The sequence below is a fragment of the Paenibacillus sp. S-38 genome, from assembly GCF_049942825.1.
GTDB lineage: Bacteria > Bacillota > Bacilli > Paenibacillales > NBRC-103111 > Paenibacillus_G.
In genome coordinates this window covers 1,185,563-1,204,200 of the sequence record NZ_CP187970.1, presented here as the reverse complement: position 1 = coordinate 1,204,200, position 18,638 = coordinate 1,185,563, and the positions used below count along the sequence as shown (strand labels likewise).

Annotated in this window: 20 protein-coding genes and 1 riboswitch; of the genes, 11 read left to right on the top strand and 9 right to left on the bottom strand. The window is 57.5% G+C overall.

The features are described from left to right. Positions 1 to 53: 53 nt before the first annotated feature. Together ACP26L_RS05710 and ACP26L_RS05705 are read right to left on the bottom strand one after the other, a co-directional pair. Positions 54 to 1,373: an ABC transporter substrate-binding protein gene (locus tag ACP26L_RS05710; RefSeq protein ID WP_426451577.1), complete on the bottom strand. Its 1,320-nt coding sequence runs from the start codon at positions 1,371 to 1,373 to the stop codon at positions 54 to 56. A gap of 182 nt (positions 1,374 to 1,555) precedes the next feature. After that, on the bottom strand, positions 1,556 to 2,533 hold the full coding sequence (locus ACP26L_RS05705) for a LacI family DNA-binding transcriptional regulator (RefSeq protein WP_426451576.1): 978 nt from the start codon (positions 2,531 to 2,533) through the stop codon (positions 1,556 to 1,558). 217 nt (positions 2,534 to 2,750) lie between these two features. Here ACP26L_RS05705 and ACP26L_RS05700 point away from each other — a divergent pair, with 217 nt between their 5' ends. Together ACP26L_RS05700 and ACP26L_RS05695 are read left to right on the top strand one after the other, a co-directional pair. Next, positions 2,751 to 3,272, top strand: a complete 522-nt coding sequence (locus ACP26L_RS05700) for a hypothetical protein (protein ID WP_426451575.1) — start codon at positions 2,751 to 2,753, stop codon at positions 3,270 to 3,272. A 106-nt stretch (positions 3,273 to 3,378) separates the two neighbouring features. Beyond that, positions 3,379 to 3,576, top strand: a complete 198-nt coding sequence (locus ACP26L_RS05695; protein WP_426451574.1) for a DUF3309 family protein — start codon at positions 3,379 to 3,381, stop codon at positions 3,574 to 3,576. A 61-nt stretch (positions 3,577 to 3,637) separates the two neighbouring features. Here ACP26L_RS05695 and ACP26L_RS05690 read toward each other — a convergent pair whose 3' ends face one another. Next, positions 3,638 to 3,760, bottom strand: a complete 123-nt coding sequence (locus tag ACP26L_RS05690) for a hypothetical protein (protein WP_426451573.1) — start codon at positions 3,758 to 3,760, stop codon at positions 3,638 to 3,640. A gap of 194 nt (positions 3,761 to 3,954) precedes the next feature. Then, positions 3,955 to 4,290 carry a hypothetical protein gene (locus tag ACP26L_RS05685; protein WP_426451572.1) on the bottom strand — a complete coding sequence of 112 codons (336 nt, stop codon included), beginning with the start codon at positions 4,288 to 4,290 and terminating at the stop codon, positions 3,955 to 3,957. Positions 4,291 to 4,379: 89 nt separating this feature from the next. On the opposite strand from ACP26L_RS05685, the gene ACP26L_RS05680 reads away from it, so the two are divergent. Further along, a complete protein-coding gene (locus tag ACP26L_RS05680) occupies positions 4,380 to 4,841 on the top strand; it encodes a hypothetical protein (RefSeq protein ID WP_426451571.1) in 462 nt (153 codons plus the stop codon). A 212-nt stretch (positions 4,842 to 5,053) separates the two neighbouring features. Here the strand turns inward: ACP26L_RS05680 and ACP26L_RS05675 are convergent, their stop codons facing one another. Beyond that, positions 5,054 to 5,944 (bottom strand): SDR family oxidoreductase, encoded by an 891-nt coding sequence (locus tag ACP26L_RS05675; protein WP_426451570.1) that lies wholly within the window; start codon positions 5,942 to 5,944, stop codon positions 5,054 to 5,056. A 185-nt stretch (positions 5,945 to 6,129) separates the two neighbouring features. Between ACP26L_RS05675 and ACP26L_RS05670 the strand changes: the two genes are divergently transcribed. Both ACP26L_RS05670 and ACP26L_RS05665 read left to right on the top strand, forming a co-directional pair. Then, the gene (locus ACP26L_RS05670) at positions 6,130 to 6,930 is read left to right on the top strand and encodes a hypothetical protein (protein WP_426451569.1); all 801 of its coding nucleotides are present in this window, start codon (positions 6,130 to 6,132) and stop codon (positions 6,928 to 6,930) included. Beyond that, complete coding sequence (locus ACP26L_RS05665; protein WP_426451568.1) at positions 6,908 to 7,375, top strand: hypothetical protein; 468 nt, start codon at positions 6,908 to 6,910, stop codon at positions 7,373 to 7,375. The genes ACP26L_RS05670 and ACP26L_RS05665 overlap by 23 nt, the downstream gene beginning before the upstream one ends. A gap of 70 nt (positions 7,376 to 7,445) precedes the next feature. On the opposite strand, the gene ltrA is transcribed toward ACP26L_RS05665, so the two are convergent. The 3 genes from ltrA to ACP26L_RS05650 all read right to left on the bottom strand — a co-directional run bounded on the left by ltrA (position 7,446) and on the right by ACP26L_RS05650 (position 10,701). Continuing rightward, on the bottom strand, positions 7,446 to 8,837 hold the full coding sequence (gene ltrA, locus ACP26L_RS05660) for a group II intron reverse transcriptase/maturase (protein ID WP_426445489.1): 1,392 nt from the start codon (positions 8,835 to 8,837) through the stop codon (positions 7,446 to 7,448). 849 nt (positions 8,838 to 9,686) lie between these two features. Then, the gene (locus ACP26L_RS05655) at positions 9,687 to 10,262 is read right to left on the bottom strand and encodes a hypothetical protein (RefSeq protein ID WP_426451567.1); all 576 of its coding nucleotides are present in this window, start codon (positions 10,260 to 10,262) and stop codon (positions 9,687 to 9,689) included. Then, positions 10,255 to 10,701, bottom strand: a complete 447-nt coding sequence (locus ACP26L_RS05650) for a hypothetical protein (protein ID WP_426451566.1) — start codon at positions 10,699 to 10,701, stop codon at positions 10,255 to 10,257. The genes ACP26L_RS05655 and ACP26L_RS05650 overlap by 8 nt, the downstream gene beginning before the upstream one ends. A gap of 208 nt (positions 10,702 to 10,909) precedes the next feature. Between ACP26L_RS05650 and ACP26L_RS05645 the strand changes: the two genes are divergently transcribed. The 6 genes from ACP26L_RS05645 (at position 10,910) to ACP26L_RS05620 (ending at position 17,168) form a co-directional block, all read left to right on the top strand. After that, positions 10,910 to 13,585 (top strand): YhgE/Pip family protein, encoded by a 2,676-nt coding sequence (locus ACP26L_RS05645; RefSeq protein WP_426451565.1) that lies wholly within the window; start codon positions 10,910 to 10,912, stop codon positions 13,583 to 13,585. An 86-nt stretch (positions 13,586 to 13,671) separates the two neighbouring features. Then, positions 13,672 to 13,917, top strand: coding sequence for a hypothetical protein (locus ACP26L_RS05640; RefSeq protein WP_013917289.1), 246 nt, complete (start codon positions 13,672 to 13,674; stop codon positions 13,915 to 13,917). A gap of 129 nt (positions 13,918 to 14,046) precedes the next feature. Then, positions 14,047 to 14,242: riboswitch (cobalamin riboswitch) on the top strand. 188 nt (positions 14,243 to 14,430) lie between these two features. Next, the gene (locus ACP26L_RS05635; RefSeq protein WP_426451564.1) at positions 14,431 to 15,201 is read left to right on the top strand and encodes an energy-coupling factor ABC transporter permease; all 771 of its coding nucleotides are present in this window, start codon (positions 14,431 to 14,433) and stop codon (positions 15,199 to 15,201) included. Beyond that, on the top strand, positions 15,194 to 15,490 hold the full coding sequence (locus ACP26L_RS05630) for an energy-coupling factor ABC transporter substrate-binding protein (RefSeq protein ID WP_426451563.1): 297 nt from the start codon (positions 15,194 to 15,196) through the stop codon (positions 15,488 to 15,490). The genes ACP26L_RS05635 and ACP26L_RS05630 overlap by 8 nt, the downstream gene beginning before the upstream one ends. Further along, a complete protein-coding gene (gene cbiQ, locus ACP26L_RS05625; RefSeq protein WP_426451562.1) occupies positions 15,487 to 16,305 on the top strand; it encodes a cobalt ECF transporter T component CbiQ in 819 nt (272 codons plus the stop codon). The genes ACP26L_RS05630 and cbiQ overlap by 4 nt, the downstream gene beginning before the upstream one ends. After that, positions 16,302 to 17,168, top strand: a complete 867-nt coding sequence (locus ACP26L_RS05620; protein WP_426451561.1) for an energy-coupling factor ABC transporter ATP-binding protein — start codon at positions 16,302 to 16,304, stop codon at positions 17,166 to 17,168. The genes cbiQ and ACP26L_RS05620 overlap by 4 nt, the downstream gene beginning before the upstream one ends. Before the next feature lie 117 nt (positions 17,169 to 17,285). Here the strand turns inward: ACP26L_RS05620 and ACP26L_RS05615 are convergent, their stop codons facing one another. Next, a complete protein-coding gene (locus ACP26L_RS05615) occupies positions 17,286 to 18,611 on the bottom strand; it encodes a TrkH family potassium uptake protein (RefSeq protein ID WP_426451560.1) in 1,326 nt (441 codons plus the stop codon). Between the last annotated feature and the right edge of the window lie 27 nt (positions 18,612 to 18,638).

Genomic DNA, 18,638 nt, shown 5'->3' with positions numbered 1-18,638 from the left:
TTACCGCCAGTCTTATGACGCTCGCTTAGAGCACAGACACGTATCTGCGAAGGCTACTTGACGGACTTCCAGTAGCTCTCGATATCCTTGATGAGCTCGGCACGGTCCCCCGTCTTCGACAGGTACTTCTGCATGGCGGCCCCATTCTTCGCCCAGTGGTCTGCGGGCAGGGTCCCCATCGCTTCCTGCGTCTTCCCGCGTGCAATGTAATCCTTAATGGACTTCGCCAGCGGATCCTGCGGCTCCAGCTTGATATTCTTGAAGGCCGGAATCAAGCTCGCCTTGTTCACGAGGAAATCCTGCCCCTTCTCCTCATAGACCATCCAGTTCAGGAACGTCTTGGCGGCAGCCAGCTGCTCCGGCGTGCTCTTCTCCTTGTCGAGTACAAGCCGCTTCGAGACTGCGGCCGCGATCTGCGAGTTGCCGAAGTCTTCCGGGTTGTCGCTCAGCGGAACCGGAAGGAAGCCGTACTGGCCGCCGGCCGTATCGAAGCTCTGAATCTGCGGCCAGGCCCAGTTGCCCATGAACCACAGGCCGACTTCGCCTTTGCCGAGCAGCTCCGGCCCCCGCTCGTATGTACCTGATAAGGCGGATGCCTCGTCGATGTTGTTCTTCATCATGAGATCGAACGTATCCATCAGGCCGCCGAACACCTTATTGTTCGCCAGACCGCCCTTCCCGGCCTTAAGCTCTTCAATCCATGCCGCCACCTTCGCCGTATCCGGCGATTGGGCCGAGTAGGCAAGAGACAGGTAGTGCGCGCCGAGAGACCAGTCCATCGGCGAGATGACCAGCGGAGCCGTACCCGCAGCCTTGATCCGGCCCATGAGCTGCTCCAGATCCTGCCTCGTCTTAACCGAGGACGGATCGAAGCTGCCGCCCGCCGCCTTGTCCAGCACCGCCTTGTTATAGATCAATCCGAATCCTTCGATGGCCAGCGGGAACGCGAGCACTTTTCCATCCAGGGTGGAGCCGTCCAGGCTCTTGTCCACGGCATCCGCCTTCCACTTCTCCCCCGAGAGATCGGCGATGCGGTCCTTGAATTTGATCACGTCGGACGGGTCCAGCATCGTGATGGTAGCGGGGTTGCCTGAGGCATACAGGGCCGATGCCTTCTCGAACGGCGACTGTCCGGCAGGAACCGGAATGATCTCCATCGCTATATCAGGATGATCCGTCTTGAACGTTTTGGCGGCTTCCTCGAGCTGCTGCTGGATCTCCCCTTTGGAGTTCAGTAAGGTGATCTTCACTTCCTTCGATGTGCCGCCCGCACCTGCCGAATTCCCCTGCGGCGCCGATGAACTGCAGGCTGTAACCGTTGTCACCAGTGCCAAAGATAAGATCCATGCGCTCAGTCTCTTTCTACGTTTCATGCTGCTTCCCCCGTTCGACGAATGGTTTAGTTAGATATCAAGTGATGATGAGTACCGCTTTCAAACGTATTATAGTGCGGCTCCTGACGATATGTCAATCGTTTGACATATCAAACCTTTGACATAATGTATAAAAAAACCGCAAACCCTTATGCAGCAAGGGTTTGCGGGGAATCAAAAAGTTATGTCGTTTCCCGTTCCACCAGTTCAACGGAGAGAATGTGCTCCCGGACGGTCAGCTCCTCGTCCAACTGCTTCAGGATCAGCTCCACGGCCAGCCGTCCGATTTCGCCGATCGGCTGCCTGATGGTCGTCAGCGCAGGATGCAGCCACGAAGCCGCATTGACGTCGTCATAGCCGACGATCCGCACGTCCCGCGGGATTTCTTTGCCGAGCCTGCGGCAGATCTTGACCGCGAAGGCCGCAATAATATCGGAGGTGGCGAACACCCCGTCAATGTCGGGATGCTCCCTAAGCACCGCTTCGAGCTTCTCCTCGTATTGATTCTGGTCGAACACGTTCATGTCCGTCTGCACGACGACATGCTGGACCCCATGCCGCCGCACGGTCTCCAGGAAGGCGTCCGTCCGGCGGTTGGCCAGCAGCTGCAGGTCCAGGTTGCCGCAGATATGCGCGATCTTGCGGCATCCCCTGTCCACCAGATGCTGCGCCGCGAGTTCGCCGCCCCGGTAGTTGTCGGCCGAGATATACGGGATGCTCTCGTCGATCAGCCGGTCGACCGTCACGATCGGATGCCGGAGATTGCGGTACTCCTCCACCTCCAGTGTATGGGAGCCCATGATGATGCCGTCCACCCGGTTGCGCTTCATCATTTCGATGTAATCCCGCTCCTTCACCGGATCGAGGTGGGAGTTGCACAGCAGCACCTTGAAGCCGCTGCGGTGGGCGTGGAATTCCACATGGCTCGCCAGCTCGCCGAAGAAGGGATGCGAGACATTCGGAACAATGAGTCCGATGAGATTGGACTGCTTCTTGAGCAGCGAACGCGCAATCTCGTTCGGCTGGTAGTGAAGTGCTTCCATCGCTCCGTATACTTTGCGCCGGGTCGCTTCGCTGATATACCCCCGGTTATTGAGCACGCGGGATACCGTCGTCACGGAGACACCCGCCATTGCCGCTACATCGTTTATCGTTGCCATTACCTGCCCCTTTGTGGACCGTCCGGAGATTAAGAAAAACGGTTACAGCGGGTATTTCATACAGTCCTCCCGCCCGAACCATGCCAGAGTCATATACCCACCTTCAAGCTTATTGTAACACAGGAAGGAGCGGAATTTTACAAATTCCAAAGGCGGCGCGGGCATCTAATCGACAGCGCTCCTGAATACAATGGCATTACAAGGCAGGTGAGCGAACATGAACTATGAAAGCATCGAACTCCAGGCGGGAGACATTCTCACGGCTTGCGACAACGAACTGCTGATTCCTACGGGCTACCTCGGCCACAGCGCCCTTGCCATCGGGCCGCAGCATCTGGTGGAAGCCGTCATGAATTATCCTTATATCCGTGTCGTGCCGAAAAAGGATTTCTTCGAACCGCATCCCACATCGGCCGTTTACCGTCCGCGCGACCCGGAGATCGGCAGGAAAGCCGCGTCGCTCGCTTACTCCTATTACGGGCAGAGCGAGCGCAACCGCAAAATGGGGATTGTCCGCCCTCCGTTCTCTTTCTCTCCCCAGGTGCCGCTGCAGGATCCGTGGACCTCGGTCTACTGCTCTAAGCTCGTCTGGTTAAGCTATTATTACGGGGCCGGCGTGGCTCTGCCCAACGATCACGGGCTGTTCACCCCCGAGGATATCGACACCTTCCTCAGCCGGGACCCGAACTTCCTTTGTGTGTACCGGCATCCTGACTTCCATTTCCTCATCGATTCGTAACCCGGGGCATCCACCCAAGTTGGGCCGCTTCAGGACACCGGCCCAGGGCACCTCCACTCCTGCCGCATAGAATATACAGAAATAACTAATAAGGAGTGGTTACACGATGGCAGGATTTGGTGTAGACGCAGGGTTTGGTTTGGACGCAGGGCTTCACGCGAACGCGCATCTCAACGCGCATGCAGGGGTTGGCGCAGGTTACGGCCACGGTCATCATGGCTACGGCTACGGCGGCTTCACAACCGTTGGCGTCATCCTCGTACTGTTCATCCTTCTGGTCATCGTGACCCGCGCTTTCATCTAAGAAAGCTGATGCCGCCCTGCCTTGAGTACACCGGGTGAGGGCGGCAGCAGACCGGCTGGCATCATACCAGCGGCCGGCCGGTCTGTCCGTCACGGGACTCCCACTCCCAGGTTGTACATAACGATGCACCGCCCGGCAGCCGGCCGCCCTTCTCATCCGCCGTCCCTGAAACCAGAAAGCACAAGAACCCTCACCGTCCTCCTTTTGCGGACGGTGAGGGTTTGTTATTTCTGGAGCATCCTTAAGAGGCCAGCGATGCTCCAGCGAATGAAACCCGCCGGGCGACCGCCCATCGGAGCGCATCCCAAAAAACCGGAAGGGCTTATTCCCTGCCGGCTTCGGCCGATGCTTCGGAAGTACATGCCCTGCTCGGGAGCGTTACTGGGCCGTAATCTGATACGTCGCCCGCTCGGTGACAAGCTGGAGCGCTTCTCCCTGCGGGGTTCCGTGCCACTGCCCGAGCAGCGGAATCTCATATTGGTCCTGCGGGAGCGGAGGATTCTCCTCCCCGTTCAGGACCGTACCGCTTCCATGCAGTACAAGCTCCTGGCGCGGGATATAGTCGTCCCCCCGGTTCGGAATCCCGTCCCGGAAGCTCACGTTCTCCAGCCTGATGCTCGTGAGGTCCAGGTCCTCCTGCTCCCTCTTCTCAATCTGAAGCGTTTGTCCCTTATGCGAATCCAGCCATGCCGTAATCTGATCCAGCTGTGTCATGCCTCTCATCCTCCCTGGTTCGGTTTTTCATTCCTGCCGTCTCATCTTATGGTAGTATGGGCAGATTGCCGCCCATTCTACACGCAGCCTTGACTCTTTTTACCCGTGGGCCGCGGAGGACAAACGATGCTCCGTCCCCCTCGCCGCCTGCTCTTCACTGCATCACCGGCACGCAGGCTCTCGGTACGAAGATCGATGTGCTGAATCGGCTGAACAGCAGTGCGCAGAGCCCGGTGTTAAACGGTGCGGTCACCCGTCTCGAAGAGCCCCGCACGAAGCTGAGCCGGCAGGCGGAGCTCGTCCAAGGGAGCTCGGCAGCGTTCGCCCAGAGAGCGCTGCTCCGGGACGCCCAGGCCAGCATCGCCTTCGGGCAGGAGCAGCTCGCCGCCCTGCAGGAGGATCTTCCCCGGTTCCGGGCCGGCCTCAGCGAAGCCTCCGCGGCGGTCACGGAGAACATGACGCGGTTCACGGACGCCGTGAACCGGGCGGTTCCGTTCATCCGCAGCGACCTGCCGAAGGTGGAGCAGCGGGTTCATGAAGCGGCCGATTAAGTGCGCAGCGACCTGCCGAACACTGAGGCGGACATCCGGCGCATGTCCGCCCTGATCCGAGAGAAGCTGCTGGTCCTGCGGGAGCGGAGTAGTGTTTTAATATAGCGTTGGAATCGGGGAACAATGGAAGGAAAGCACATCTCTCAATGCAATGGAATAAGGATTCCATCTTCCACCGAAAAACCTGTATCCATAAACTCTTGACAGCAGCCTCAATTTCCTAAAAACGCGCCGCCGTTAACATGAATCGTTTGACCGACCACATAGGAAGAATCGCCGGAGGCTAAATATAAATAAGCCGGAGCGATTTCTACAGGCTGAGCAGATCGTTTGACCAAAGTAATGCTTCCATAGGTTTGATAGACCTCGGGCGGATACGATGATGCAGTAAGAGGGGTCCAAACGGTTCCCGGCGCAACGGCGTTCACTCGAATCCCCCTAGGGATAAGTGATACCGCTAGAGCGCGGGTAAACGCGGAAACGGCCCCCTTGGATGCGGAATAATCGACAAATCCGGGGAAGCCTTCGACGGCCGCAATCGAGCTCGTATTGATAATGGTACCTCCTGCTTTCAGATGAGGGGCGACCGCTTTTGCAAAATAAAAGTAAGAAAAGACATTGGTTTTAAATGTACGTTCAAGCTGTTCTGCAGACAATTGCTCAAAGTTCAACGAAACGTGAAGCTCACCAGCGTTATTAATCAAGGTGTCGATTCGGCCGAATTCGGCTACAGTCTGCTGGACGACCTGTTGGCAAAAAGATTCGCTGCCTATATCACCGGCGAAGGTCAAGCATCTGCGGCCCAGCTGCCGAATGCGCTCCTTCGTTTCCATGGCATCACTATGCTCATTCAGGTAAACGACGGCGATATCTGCGCCTTCTTTGGCAAACAAATAAGCGACGGCGCGTCCGATTCCGCTGTCTCCCCCGGTAATGATAGCCACTTTGTCGCGTAATTTCCTTGTCCCGTAGTGAAGGGGATTTTCTGACACCGGTCTTGGAATCATAACCGATTCAATACCAGGCTGACCGGGTTGATCTTGAAGCGGAAACTCCAAGGGTAAAGCTTCACATTTTGTGATATGACCGTAGTACGAGCGCATAACACATTCCTCCAACAAACGGTTTATTTCAGGCTATTCCGCGAGATGAAACCGGGTGATTGCCTATTCAAAAAATTGGCGAATAACGACAACTATGGATTAAGTGGATTCTCCCAATGATTGTTTAAGGTCTAGGAAAAATCCCCATAATGATATGTAAGTATTATGTTTTTGAGGGTGTTTTTTTGAATAATGACAAAACACCAAGAAGGCCGCGATTGCTCCACAGTGCTGACGGTATCACTTATCTTTGGAGGCGGAGTCCTTATTTAGCTTTGTGGTGGGCCGCCTCATTTTCCGGTTTCGGAAAAGTTTTACATGGTCAATACGCACGAGGCATCCTGCTCACGTTAGCAGAGGTTTTTGTTAATTTGTTCAGTCACTTTAACGAAGCAATGGTGTATTCGTTATGCGGGCGTTTTGATTTGGCCAAAGCAACCCTGCAGCCCCGTTGGATGTATGGATACTTGGTGGTATATATTTACACTTTGTGGGACAGTTACCGCTCCACGCTCACATACAACCGGGTTAGTCATTTGGCGGAGCTTGAAAATGCCCGAATAAAGCCCATGGTTATACATCCAGTGGAGATTCAGTACCTAGAAAGAAAAAACCCGATCATGGGTGCTTTTTGGTCATTTGCTTTTCCCGGACTGGGGCTATTGTATAACCAAAAAATCGCACTTGGGATATATAACGTACTTTGGTGGTGGATCTTTGCCTCCATGTCCAATTTTTACGATTCGATATTTTTGCTGTTTTATGGACGTTTTGAAGAATCGATTGCGGTACTAAACGCACAATGGCTGCTATATATGCCATCAGTTCTCGGGGGTTCTGTTTATTACGGATACATTTTAGCAGTTGATCAAAATCATCTATTCATGGTTGAACAACAGCAATATTTTGAAGAACGCTATAAGGGAGAGAATATCCATATTTTTCCTTCAATAGGAGAGGAAAATGTTACTAGTCAGCACATTTGAGTACTCCCTCGAACTGGAAGAAGCATTAGCTGTTGTGGAAAAAATGGGGGTTGAAAAAAGCGATATTCTTTCGATACCGATGAAACTATATGCACCGGATCCCAGACAACTCACATTCCGATCGGAAGAGCGGAATGCTCGCGCCTTTGAAGTCGGAATGGCTCTGGCCACAGCTTTCGGCGTGGTTGGGGCAAGCGTTGGATTCGTATTCACATTAGGTCCCATACTTTGGGGATTGTTTTACGCCATTGTAGGATTTGGTATCGGTTTTGGGGGAGTCGCGTTCCTTAGTCATAAAAAGCAAAAAACAGCCCGCTCTCCCGGCAGACCCAAGCCAGAAGTGGTTGTCATCATCCAGTGCAGGCAAACGCAGTCTGAAGAAATCCAAAAGGTCCTGTGGGAGTACAGGGCTATTTCAGTTGGAGAAACGAAGACAATCGAGTAGGAGGAGGCGGCTAGCCTCCGTCCTCTCACACCACCGTACATGCGGGTCCGCATACGGCGGTTCCAAAAGGTTAACAAAGTTCCGAGTAACGAGAAAGCAAACTTTTAAGCCCTTTCGCTTCCCAGTAGGAAGTCGGGAGGGCATTGTTTGTGCTACGGGACATTTCCCACGGACCTCGACGGGAGTTTGCCAACATATAGGCAGCCCAGTTCGGAACGCCGAGCGCACGTAGTTCGCGAATGCGTGTCTTCACCCGTTTCCACTGTTTCCATAGACACATGCGGAGTCTTCTCCGAATCCACTTGTCAAAGGCTTGGCAGTGCGTCTTCGCCGAGGCTAGGCGAAAATAACCTAGCCAGCCCAGCATGTACTGGTTCAGGCGCCGGATGCGTTCCTCCATCGGTACAGGCTTGGTTCGGTTCGTCAGTTCCCGGACTTTCTCTTTGAATCGCGAAATTGTCTTAGGAGCCAGCCGAATCGTCGCCTGTTTGTTCGACAGGAAACTAAAGCCTAGGAATTTGCGGTTCCATGGCCGGTCCACTGCACTTTTATCCCGGTTCACTTTCAGTTTCAGCTTTCCTTCCACAAAGCGAATCACCGATTCCATCACGCGCTCCCCTGCTCGCTTGCTGGAGACAAAGATGTTGCAGTCGTCCGCATAGCGGACAAACCGCAGTCCCCGTCTTGTCAGTTCCTTGTCCAGATCGTCCAGCAGGATGTTCGCCAGAAGCGGACTGAGCGGACCGCCCTGCGGCGTGCCTTCCGGTGTGCGCTCCAACGCTCCATGCGACATGACTCCGGCGTTCAAATAGGAGCGGATGAGCTTCAGGACACGCTTGTCCTCCACCTTCCGTGCTACTCTAGCCATGAGCATGTCATGGTTCACCCGGTCAAAGAATTTCTCCAGATCCATATCCACGACCCATCTGAGGCCGCTTTGGATATAGCTTTGTGCCTGCTTTACGGCGTCATGCGCCCGTCTTCCCGGGCGGAAACCGTAGCTGTACCCCGAGAAATGTGCATCAAAAATCGGATTCATCACTTGCAGAAGCGCCTGCTGGAGAAAACGGTCCATTACGGTCGGGATGCCAAGCAGCCGTACACCGCCTCCGGGTTTGGGGATTTCCACCCGTTTGACTGGCGCGGGTCTGTAGCTTCCCGTCAGGAGGTTGGCTTTCACCTGTTCCCAGTGGGTTTTCAGGTAAGCTTGTAGCTCGGCTACCGTTACACCATCCACTCCGGGCGCTCCTCCGTTCTGTACCACTCGCTTGTAGGCGAGCCGAAGGTTGTGCCCTTCGAGCATCTTCTCCAGCAGCCTGCTCTGGCCTTTGCGAGAGAAAAGGTCGGCTTGTGCCGGCGAAGAACTCGGCGCTCCGGCATACCCTGGCGGCTTCACCGCTTCTCTCTGCCGCGAGCTCCCTTGCGGAATATTCTGCTGTCTCTGCTCTTCACGCGAACGCACCGGTTTCCTCTCTCCTTTCGGTTCAGCCCTTCCGCTTTCCGGCGTCCCGTACTCGCGTACTATGGCCTCTGCTGACTCCTGCGGATTCAGCGCGGCTTCTCAGCCGCGGTTACGAAGTCACTTCGCGTATCCGCAGGCCTCCCCAGATAAGAACGCCATCTGTCTGCCCGCGACCACCTAAGTTTACAGCATCAGCCCTTGGCGGCTTTGGATTTCGTCTTGTCTTGGAGACTCATCCGACTGACACTGCCTCAAATTAGGTTCGTGTACCTTGGCCCGTGCATTTGCCTCCGGCTTCCTTCAGATTCCGCCTCACGGCCGACACCCTTGCCCTTGGCTAACGGTAGGCGCTCGCCAGCCCCCGTTCGGGACTCTCACCCTAGAGATGGCGCCCATGCTGGGCGTACAAGGAAAAATAAGTCCCGGCCAGAGTCTGTCGGGATTTATTTATTTTGGCATGCCCAGCCTGGGCGTCCTCTTTAGGGTGTAAGTCCCGGGTCCTTCGATACTTGGCTTGAATTTTTAATAAGGAGATAATCCAGGTATCTCAAATGAACTAATATGATAGATGCTTGAAAAAGAATAGCTTTTTGGATGGTTTCCGAAGTAGTGGAGTAGTATAGGTGCAACAAACGATCGAATTGTTTGGCTTTCTGCATAATCGCAAGTTGAATTCCATCCAAATAGCTTGTAAATGTAGGTTCGGTGATAGAAGGAAGCACTAGCGGATCGCATGTCATTTGCTTGTATAAATCCTTTAATACGTCAAAGTTTGTTTTGTTATCCTGAATTAACACCCTTATAATCTCAGCCTGCCTGGGATCTTTCGTTAGAGCAAGCAGCCTTTCATTATGCTTCTGGGATTCCATAACCGATTTCAAGTTTTCGATGATTTGTCCAGGAGTAATCCCCAACATTTTTCCGCACTGGGCCATATCGATTCTCACCCCGGTTTGGGAATAAATTTTTAGTAATCAGGTATTGCAGCAGTGATCCGTGCAAAAAGGGGGTAGCCGCGAGAATAGCAATGATGCCCCTAATACTTGTATATTCAGCCGTATAGTAGATGTTCGGAGCTCCTAAATACATGGTTACAAATTTGGGGAGAACCTCCGCTTCGAGCGATCTTACTTTACTCAAACCTTCTAAGTAATTCTTCACATTAGGTGATTTTACGTGTGGAATTTTCAGTTCGGTACAGGAGATAGCTTGATATAATTCGCCGATTCTTTTCATGTTAAGGGCATTTTCGGTTTGGAGCTTCTTCAGAAGATCCGCCTGTTCTTGATCGGGAGCCATGCCAATCAGTTGATCGTAATATCCGTTGATTTCAAGCAGCAGCCTTGCCAGCTCTTGCAATTGTTCTAAAGAAACTCCATAGATTGTTCCGCAAGTATTCACTTTGAAAACCACCTGTTCATCCATTGAGTAATTCCTGTTTGCCGCTTACATGGGCTGCATACATGAAATTTAAATTCGCCGCTTGGGCGTTTTTTTCTGCGGAAATTCTCAAAACCAAACTTAATAAATCGGGTACGACCGTAGACATCAATTGAACATATTGCCTGGAAATATAAATGTTATACAGTATTGCATCTTCAATCCCATCAATATATTTTGCAAATCCGGGTATGGTTACTGGCAAAATAGTTGGCGGTTTTCCGGTTAATTTCATGTACAGTGAGGCTGAGTCCGAAAGGGCCTTCATGCTTTCGGTATGCATTTGCCTCAGCTTTTTCTTATCTCCTTCGGTAGGTGCCCTCATGAGTAACGTTTCGTAGAGCTTTACCAACACGGCGCTCTTTTGGATGATATCCTGCAGTTTCTCACTTTGAATGCCAACTAATGGACCGCTGTCATGCACGTTAAAAGACCCCCCGCCCAAGTTGGTGTATTATATGAAGTCATCTAACCATGGGTTACTAACTGGCTTTTATTTATTGGAGCAATCATGATGATTCATGGGCCGCAGAGGACAAACGAAGCTCCGCCCCCGCCTGCTCTTCACTGCATCAGCCCCGCTGCCGATGGATAAAGTAATCCAATAGAGAGAAGGAAAGGAAACCAAGTCCATGAACATCCTCAACATCTATGCCCGGGACTGGCGCAATATCGCCAAGGTGCCTACCGGCATTTTCCTGATGATCGCCCTAGTCCTTCTGCCCTCCGTCTATGACTGGGTGAATCTCGTTGCCGTATGGGACCCTTATGCCCATACATCCGGAATCCGGATCGCTGTGACCAGCCGGGACGAGGGGGCCGTAGTCCAGGGCAAAACGGTCAATGTGGGCACCGAGGTCGTAGAGAGCCTGAAGAAGAATACGAAGCTCGGCTGGACCTTCGTGGACGAAGGAGAAGCGGAGCGGGGCGTGGAGGAGGGGGATTACTATGCCTCCCTGCTCATTCCCCCCGACTTCTCCGCCAAGCTGACCAGCATCCTCAGCGGACAGCCGCAGAAACCCGCCATCGTCTATACCGTGAATGAGAAAATCAATGCCGTCGCTCCCAAGATCACCGGCAGCGGCGCCTCTTCCGTTGCGGGCCAGATCCGGGAAAACTTCATCGCTTCCGTCAGCGAGGCCATCCTGACGCAGCTGCGGGAAGCCGGTATCCGGCTGGAAGAGCAGCTGCCGAGCATCCGCCGCGTAGAAGACGGCGTGCTGGCGCTGGAAGCCCGCCTGCCGGAGCTCGCGGCTGTGGGGCAGAAGGTGCTGGAGGTCGAAGCGAAGCTGCCCGCCATCCGCTCCAAGGCGGAGAAAGTCGCCGGTCTCGAGGAGCGCATTCCCCAGCTGGAGGAAGCCGGCGCGGCGATCCTCCGGGTGGAAGAGCACTGGCCGGAGATTCAGACGGCGGCAGACAGCATCGTCCGGCTGCAGGAGAAGCTGCCGGAGCTGCAGCGGGCCGCAGGCCTGGTGACGGAGCTCGACCGGAATTTCTATAAGGTCGAGGATACGCTGACGCGGGCTTCGGAGGATGCCCGGAAGGCCGGAGCCGTCGTCGACGCGGCACTTACGGCGCTGCCGAAGCTCGCGGCCATCGCGGAGGATGGAGGGGCCTTCGCCGACGGGCTCTCCGGCTTCCTTGAGAAGCATCACGCCGCGCTCGACGCCATCCCGCCCGTTGTGAAGCAGAATCTGCTGCTCCTGCAGCAGACCGCGGATGCCGTGACCCAGCTCACGGAAACGCTTCAGGCAGCAGACCTCGACCCGAAGGCCGCCCTGGCCCTGCTCTCGTTCGCGGGGGAGCGGCTTGCCGCCGGCACGCAGGCTCTCGGTACGACGATCGATGTGTTGAATCGGCTGAACAGCAGTGCGCAGAGCCCGGTGTTAAGCGGCGCGGTCACCCGTCTAGAAGAGCTCCGCACGAAGCTGAGCCGGCAGGCGGAGCTTGTCCAAGGGATCTCGGCAGCGCTCGCCCAGGGAACGCAGCCGGCCAAAGAGCTCACGGCTTCGCTGAACGCCCTCTCCAGGGAGGTCAGCGCGGGCCTCGGCTCCATTCTCGCCCGCTACGACAGCGAGATCGTACCGGCCATGGCCGAGGCGCTCGCACGCCTGGAGCGGACAGCGAAGAATGCCGCCGATGTACTGCAGACGGCGGCGGGGCAGCTGCCGACGATCGAGGCGCTGCTCCGGGACGCCCAGGCCGGCATCGCCTTCGGGCAGGAGCAGCTCACCGCCCTGCAGGGGGATCTTCCCCGGCTCCGGGCCGGCCTCAGCGAAGCCTCCGCGGCTGTCTCGGAGAACATGACGCGGTTCACGGACGCCGTGAACCGGGCGGTTCCGTTCATCCGCAGCGACCTGCCGAAGGTGGAGCAGCGGGTTCATGAAGCGGCCGATTATGTGCGCAGCGAACTGCCGAACACCGAGGCGGACATTCGGCGCATGTCCGCCCTGATCCGGGAGAAGCTGCCGCTGGTGGAGTCCGGCGTCCACCAGGCCGCGGACCTGGTGCGCACGGAGCTGCCCGCGCTGGACAGCGCCGTCCGCAAGGCGGCGGACCAGATCCGGGCGCTGAAGGGGCACGGCGGCGATATTGAAGAGCTCGCCAGGCTGCTGCGGGGGGACATCCTGCAGGAGAGCGACTTCCTCGCGAACCCTGTCGTTCTTCAGGAGAACCGCAAATACCCGGTGCCCAATTACGGCTCGGCGATGTCCCCCTTCTACGCTGTACTGTCCCTCTGGGTCGGCGCGACGCTGCTCATCTCGCTCCTCCGGATCGATGTCGATGAGTCCTACGGCCACTACAAGGGCTATGAACTCTATCTCGGCCGGCTGCTGACCTTCCTGACGATCGGCGCCCTGCAGGCGCTGTGCCTGTCGCTCGGCGATATTTATCTGCTTGGCGCCTATGTGGTCGACAAGGGCTTGTTCGTCCTCTTCTCGGTCCTGATCAGTGCCGTCTTCGTGACGATCACCTACACCCTGGTCTCCGTCTTCGGCAACACCGGCAAGGGCATCGCGATCATCTTCATGGTGCTCCAGTTCACCAGCTCGGGCGGCACCTTCCCGATCTCCACCGCTTCGCCCTTTTTTCAGAGCGTCAATCCCTTCGTTCCCTTCACCTACGCCATCTCCCTGCTGCGCGAGACGGTAGGGGGCATGCTGCCGAAGACGGTCATCCGGAGTGCGCTGTGCCTGCTCGCCTTCATTCCGGCCAGCCATGCGCTCGCCCTCGGGCTGAAGCGGCCGCTCGCCCCCTATACCCGGCGCGCAGCGGAAAAAGCGAAGATGACCAAGGTCATCTCTTGACCCGTACGGGACAAACAAACAGACCGGATGTCCCGGGGGTACATATACTGGGGTGAGGTTCAAAACAAGAAGAGGAGTGAAGCTCAATGTCTTGCCCGAAATGTCCGACCCAGCGGGTGTTCGATCCTCCGCGCAAGGTGTACCGTGATTTCTACCATCCGCAGATCGTCGAGGTGATCCACAACGTCGAGATCGTCAACCGGCACCACTGCGTACCGGTTCCGTGCCACATCGTCACGTATACGGTCCGCGACGAATTCTGCCCTTCCCCGCTGACCGGTGCGGCGGAGGCACAGGTGCTGTCCAAGAAGAAAAAGGCGAAGCGCAAGTAAGGTCCCGGCTCCCTTCGCAGGAGCGGCGAGAATGGCTGACGGAGGCATCCGTCAGCCTCTTCGTGCATAGACCGGCCTTCCCGGCGGGGACGGGCTCCCCAATGGACAAAGTGAGCGCTTTATGATACGTTGATGAGGAAAAGATTAGGTGCCCCGGCATAAGCTCCGGGGGTAACAGGGAATCGGGTGCAAGTCCCGAGCGGTCCCGCCACTGTATTCGGGGAGTCCCGCCCATTCATGTCACTTGATGACGCAAGACATCAGGGAAGACGGGCTAAGACGAAGATCCGAGAGCCAGGAGACCTACCTAATCCGAACACCCAGACGCCTTCGCGGAGAGGAGAGGTGTACGAGCCATGAACCGGCAGTGAAGCCCCTTGCCGTCTATTGCGACGTACCCGTGACCAATCCCTTGGGATTGGTTTTTTTGCGTGGAACGGCCCGCCCTTAAGGAGCGGCGAAGCCGTTCTTTGATTGTCCGCCATTATTCACACGGGAGGAATTCAAAGTAACATGTCATCATCCAAAACAGTTTCTACCCTGCTGCTTGTCCTGGGCTTTACGGTCTACCTGCTGGCCGGCTCCCCGCAGCCGGTCTACGCCATGCACATCATGGAAGGCTTCCTGCCTATCGGCTGGGCCTTGTTCTGGTGGGCGGCGTTCCTCCCGTTCTTCCTGCTGGGGCTCCGGGCCCTCAAGCGGATTACGCGGGAAGCCCCTGAGCTCAAGCTCCTGCTCGGCCTCGCCGGGGCCTTCACCTTCGTGCTGTCGGCCCTGAAGATTCCGTCGGTGACAGGCAGTTCCTCCCACCCTACGGGAACAGGCCTTGGCGCCGTCATGTTCGGCCCGCTCCCCATGAGCGTGCTCGGTTCGATCGTGCTTCTTTTCCAGGCCCTGCTGCTTGCCCACGGCGGGCTGACGACCCTTGGCGCGAACGCCTTCTCGATGGCCGTAGCCGGCCCGGTGGCGGGCTTCGCGGTATACCGCTCCCTCTCGCGTATCTCGGGCAGGCCGAGGCTGTCCATCTTCGCCGCTGCCGCCGCAGCCGATCTTACCACGTATATCGTCACCTCGGTTCAGCTAGCTCTGGCCTTCCCTGCCGAGAGCGGCGGGATCCTCGGATCGCTGGCCAAATTCCTCGGCATCTTCGCCGTGACACAGATTCCTCTGGCGGTAACGGAAGGACTGCTCACCGTGCTGATCTGGAACTGGCTGCAGACCCACAGCCCCTCGGAGCTGACCCTGCTGCAGCACCGAATGAAAGGAGTACGCACCCATGACTAATACGTCCAAAAACCTATTGCTGCTGGCGTCGGTTATCCTGCTGTCCGCCGTCCCTCTGCTCCTGGTGGATGGAGACTTCGGAGGCGCGGACGGCGCCGCGGAAGAGCTGATCGGCGCCATCGCCCCCTCCTATGTGCCCTGGATCGCTCCGCTGCTGGAGCCTCCGGCCGAGACGGAGAGCATGCTCTTCGCCCTGCAGGCCGCGGCGGGAGCGGGCTTCATCGGCTACGTCTTCGGCTACTTCAAGGGCAGGGCCTCCAAACCCAAGGGGGACGATCACGCATCATGATCCGGCAGATCGATACGATAGCCTACACGAACCGGCTGGGCGACGTGCCGGCCCTGTGGAAGTCCGGGCTCGCCGCCGCTCTGCTCCTGCTCACCTATACGGCCCACGGGACGGTGCAGGTGCTCATTATCCTGTGGATGGTCCGTTGGACCATCCGGCATGCGCGGGTTCCGCTGCCCTTCTACCTGACCCTCCTCGGCAGCGCCTGCCTGTTCTATGCCGTCAGCCTGCCCGCGCTCATCGTTGAATTCGCTCCTTCGTCCTCCCTGCCAGAGCGCTGGGGGACGTCCGGACCGGTATGGCCCCTTCTCACGCTTCCTTCCTGGACGGCCTATGTGACCCAGAACGGACTCCACACAGCGGGAAGCCTGTTCCTGCGGATGCTCGCCGGGCTCTGCTGCATGTTCTTCCTGATGCTGACGACACCCTTTCCGAAGCTCCTGCTCGTCATGAGAACCCTGCGGGTGCCGACGCTGGCGATCGAGCTCATGCAGATCATGTACCGCTTCCTGTTTCTGCTCTCGGAGACGGCCCAGCAGCTCTATACCGCTCAGCGGGCCAGAGGCGGCCAGGCAGGCTTCCGCGGGCGGCTCCGGGATACGGCCTCGCTCGTATTCCGCCTGTTCGGCCGGACAATGGAGCGCTACAAGGGACTGTCCCACGGCCTCGCCTCCCGAGGATACACGGGCGACATTCTTCCCCTGCCCGAGCCGGGGGCGCCCGTGCCGCTGCGATTCAGACGGGAAGGCTGGCTCGGCCTGCTGCTGCTTCTCTGCGTGGAAGCCGGCCTGCGCTGGGGAGGGGGAGCTGCGTGAGAAATACTGCCGAAGGGAAGACGGGCAGCACGCTTCCTCCCCTGCTGGAAGCGCGCGACGTGTCGTTCAGCTACCCGGGCACGCGGAAGGATGCCCTCCGCGGATTGACGCTTTCGATTCCCGCCGGACAGAAGACAGCCATCTGCGGCCACAACGGCTCCGGCAAGTCCACCTTCTTCCTGCATGCCATCGGCATTCACCGCCCGGCCGCCGGAGCGCTGCTGTGGAAAGGGCAGCCGGTCTCCTATCAGGCCGGGGCCCTGCGCCGGTGGCGGCAGCAAGCGGGGCTGGTCTTCCAGGATCCGGAGCATCAGCTCATCCTGAATACGCCCTATGAAGATATAACTTACGGGCTGCGGAATGCGGGGGTCTCCGAGGAGGAGATCCGCCTGCGAACCCGCAGCATTCTCGCGTCGATGGGTCTCACCGAGCTCGCCGACACGCCGATCCACCACCTCAGTCTCGGCCAGAAGAAACGCACCGCCCTGGCCGGTGTCCTGGCGCTGGAGCCGGAGCTGCTGCTGCTGGACGAGCCCACCGCCTACCTGGATCCGGCCTCGGAGCGCCGGCTCATTGAAGAGCTCGACCGGATCCACGGCAGCGGGGTGACGGTCGTGATGGCGACCCATGACACGAACCTGGCCTATGCCTGGGCCGACCGGGTGCTCGTCATGGACGGCGGCCGCTGTCTTCTCGAAGGCCCCGCGCCGGAGGTCTTCAGCCGCAAAGAGGAGCTCCACCCGCTGGGCATCACGCCTCCCCTGCTGCTTGAGCTCTGGGAGGCGCTGCCCGCCTCGGTCCGGGGCAGCGCACCTCCCCCGCGCAGCACGGAGGCGTTCAAGCAGCTTCTGGGCACGGTGTGACCGGGCGGTACTGCCGGGAAGCTGCCGCTCGCCGCGCCCGTCCCGGAGTGCACACCAAAGAAGCTGACCCCGCAGCAGCGGGCGTCAGCTTCTTTGGTGTATGGACCCGGGCGCCGGTCAGCCGATGATGATCCGGCCTTCCGGATAGCGGTACAGCTCCTTCGGCGGCTTGCTCTGCAGCGCAAAGGCGAGCGTCACCAGCCCGACCCTTCCGCAGAACATCAGCAGCATGATGACGGTCTGGCCGGCCGGCGTCAGCTCCGGCGTGAGCCCCATGCTCAGTCCCACCGTTCCGAAGGCCGACGTGGCCTCGAACAAGACGGTCATGAAGTCCCGGTCCTGCAGCGTCAGCAGGATCATCGTCGCGGCCACGATCACCGCTACGGCGATCAGCGTCAGGGTCACCGCCTTTTGAATCAGGTATTTTGGCATGCGGCTGCGGAACAGCACCACATCTTCTTTTCCCGTCAGCACAGCTCTTACGGCACCGACCAGGAGGGCAAAGGTCGTAATCTTGAGTCCGCCCCCGGTCGAGCCCGGAGCCGCCCCGATGAACATCATGATGACCATCATGAACTGGGTGGCCGCATGCAGTCCGGCAATATCCACGGTATTGATGCCTCCCGAACGAAGGCTGATCGCATGGAACACGGAGACCAGCAGTTTGCTGTCCCAATCCATACCGCCCAGTGTCCGTTCATTCGAGTACTCGAACACCAGGAAGATCACCGCACTGGTTAAGGTCAGAATCCCCGATACCGACAGAACCACTTTGCTGTGCAGGGACAGCCTGCGGGTACGCGGATAGTCCACGATGTCCGACATGACGATGAAGCCCAGTCCGCCCGCGACGATCAGAAACATCGAGACCAGGTTGATCCCCACATGATCCACATAGGGCATGAAGCCGCCGATGATCTCAAATCCCGCATTATTGAAGAGCGACACTGCATGGAATATCCCATAATAGAGGGCTTTTCCCCAAGGAAGCTCCCCCGCCCACTGCAGGGCAAAGACCAGGGAAGCGACCGCCTCGACCGTAAAAGCGTAGATGAACACTTTGATGATCAGCCTCACAATGCCTTCCACACTGTCCTGATTCAGCGACTCCTTGAGCACCAGCCGGTCCCGCAGTGAAATCCTCTTCCGCAAAGCGAGAGCAATCCAGGTGGCCGTTGTCATGAAGCCGATCCCCCCAAGCTGGATCATGACCAGAATCACGATTTCTCCGAACAGCGTGAATCTTGTACCGGTATCCATGACGACCAGTCCGGTTACACAGGTTGCCGACACGGCGGTGAACAGGGCATCCATCACCGGAATGCGGCCGCCCCCGACCGAAGCCGCCGGCAGGGACAGCAGAACCGTTCCGATCGCGATAATCAAGGCGAAGCCGGCGGCCAGTATGCGCGGCGGTGTAATGAACGGTTTATTCCCAATCAAATCGTTACTTCCTCCTTTTCCAGCTGC